The 496-nt window shown below is 47.6% G+C and carries 2 pseudogenes; both read left to right on the forward strand.

The window, feature by feature from the left end:
* Positions 1–123 (forward strand): annotated as a pseudogene (locus J9889_RS19670) (ISAs1 family transposase); the annotation flags it as partial.
* A 21-nt stretch (positions 124–144) separates the two neighbouring features.
* A pseudogene (locus J9889_RS19675) lies at positions 145–330 on the forward strand (IS630 family transposase); the annotation flags it as partial.
* Between the last annotated feature and the right edge of the window lie 166 nt (positions 331–496).

Consider the following 496-nt stretch of genomic DNA (forward strand, 5'->3'; position numbering starts at 1 on the left):
CAGTGGATACTGAACATGCTGAAGCAAAACAAATCACGTAATCTAAGCATGGCCAACAAGCGCAGGCTCTGCTGTCTGAATGAACAATATTTGTTCGAATGTATGGGGTTGTTCAAAGTATAAACACTGATGCGTCAGCCCTGCCTGGTGTTCCAGCCAGTTTACAGCCCTTGGGTTAATCACATAGAACGGCTATGGCACAAGTTACATGAAACCATCACGCGCAATCATCAATGCAGAGGGATGGCAAACCTGCTGGCCCGAGTGAAACACTTCATGGATACCGTGTCTCCTTTCCCGGGGAATGGCTATGGCACAGCGAAGGTGTAGCACTATTGGGATCAGTTATTTAGGGAAAGTGCGAACGTAAGTATTCACCGGAACAGTATTGACACAGGAAAAATGAGACGATCGTCTCTTGATCCCACTTTCCTGCTTGCTTGATCCTGCTCCTTAGATACGCTCCCCCCATGAGCAAAAACACCATGCATTCCGC

The organism is Aeromonas sp. PrichA-15 (assembly GCF_017939245.1).
GTDB lineage: Bacteria > Pseudomonadota > Gammaproteobacteria > Enterobacterales > Aeromonadaceae > Aeromonas > Aeromonas caviae.